Origin of the sequence: Pelagicoccus sp. SDUM812002 (assembly GCF_031127835.1) — a bacterium.
GTDB lineage: Bacteria > Verrucomicrobiota > Verrucomicrobiia > Opitutales > Opitutaceae > Pelagicoccus.
Genome location: NZ_JARXHX010000076.1, coordinates 1 through 1599, shown reverse-complemented (window position 1 = coordinate 1599; position 1599 = coordinate 1). Strand labels below are relative to the sequence as shown.

General features: G+C 44.8%; 2 protein-coding genes. Both read left to right on the top strand.

All coding sequences use genetic code 11. The annotated features are described in order from the left end of the window. Positions 1–111 precede the first annotated feature (111 nt). Complete coding sequence (locus tag QEH53_RS23685; RefSeq protein ID WP_309025712.1) at positions 112–402, top strand: hypothetical protein; 291 nt, start codon at positions 112–114, stop codon at positions 400–402. A gap of 155 nt (positions 403–557) precedes the next feature. After that, positions 558–1448: a DUF2971 domain-containing protein gene (locus QEH53_RS23680; protein WP_309025711.1), complete on the top strand. Its 891-nt coding sequence runs from the start codon at positions 558–560 to the stop codon at positions 1446–1448. The last annotated feature ends 151 nt before the right edge of the window (positions 1449–1599 follow it).

Here is a 1599-nt window from a genome sequence, read left to right as displayed (position 1 = left end):
TCGGTAAGTGCACGCCAGTTTCACAACGAAGCCCTGGATATCAACCTTAACCGAAATGGAAACTCAACCGAAGCCGACATCGTGTGGCTTTGACGTTCGAAAAAATAAATAATGAAAGAAGTTGGACTAGCATTTTACTATCGAGAGCAATGGGACAAGATACGATCCTACAGCAAAGACCGAGCGAACATGGCAAAGTCTTACGACGACTGGCTAGCGGGAGCCGAAAAAAAGATTAAGGAACTCGAATCCCAAGGGTACACAGTCAACAGAACTTACATAGACGTGAACATGCTGGTTGCTTGGGCCAAGAGAAACAGATTGAAAATCGATGGAAAGACTCGGTCTGATTTCGCTAACCACTTGATGGCTAATCGTCACGGTTTCACTGACAATATTTGATTTCATAATATAAATAAATGAGTTCGAACAAGGCGGCTCATACAACTTCGGCAAAGCCCCGCCGTTTGGCTTCGACCGATTGGTGATTTACGAAAACATACTACGAGGCGTTAGCGTGGCCTCGCGTATGGCCTTGAGGTTCACTAAATCAAAAAATGAGATCACACGACAAGGAGCACCTTTATAAGCATGTCAGCTTAGAGACCGCCTATGCCGTTCTCAACAGTGGTTGTCTAAGGTGGAGCTCTCCTGTCCAATTTAACGATCCATTCGATATTCCCGAGGTTCTTTATGAAGATTTCGATCCCAAGCATCTTCAAAGCGTGCTGATTGACCGAGTTACGAAAATCCTCGAAGGCACTGAAGATACATCTAGCAGGACTCTTTCACCCGGTGTCTTACTTTTAAAGAAGCTGATAGCTTTCGCTGAAGAAGGAATGAGAAAAGAAATATATAGCTCATTCTCTGAGATCGTTGATTCCACTGATAAGCTTCCATTGGTTTTCGGAGAGCTGAGGGAGTTTTGGGCAGTAAATAGAAAAAGAATGAGGATCCTCTGCCTCACCGATAGATGGAACTCCGCCTCTATGTGGGATAGGTATTCAAGCAGCCATACGGGCGTCGTTTTCGAGCTTTTCTGCGATGAGGAAATCGACAGTTCGCTAATCACCGCGCAAGAAGTCATCTACAGTGACGAGCCAATGAAAATCAGCACTGTCGAAGGGTTCGTAGACTACATCCTCTTCGACCCCACAGAAACCATGATGCATATGATGGAGCAGAATACTCTGACTAAGACCCTGGACTGGAGGAACGAACAAGAGTTTAGGGTCGTTTCTTGGAAGAGGAAGATTGAAGATGAGGGGGATTACTCGGATTACGCTATTCACCCTAACGAAGCAAAATCGATTATTTTGGGAGCTTCAATGAACCAAGAAGATCAGGACAGACTTACCCTTATTGCCAATCTCCGATTTCCCGATATTGAAATCTGGAAAACTGCAAAAACCGCAAGTAGAACACTTGAGAAAACAAGAATCAAATAGTGAACAAGTCGGTGGTCACAACTCCAGGGGCTGCGCCCCCTCCGCGTGACACCTCGGCGTTCGCTAAATATAGAAAAAGAAGAATCAAACAAACAACACGTCGTCGTATCCATTTTCTAAACCAATGACATAAGATGAAGATCCTGCAGTG

What these genes read in the sequence shown, in the direction of transcription:
- QEH53_RS23685 (WP_309025712.1), top strand. Translation starts at nt 112, where the DNA reads ATGAAAGAAGTTGGACTAGCATTTTACTATCGAGAGCAATGGGACAAG.
- QEH53_RS23680 (WP_309025711.1), top strand. Translation starts at nt 558, where the DNA reads ATGAGATCACACGACAAGGAGCACCTTTATAAGCATGTCAGCTTAGAG.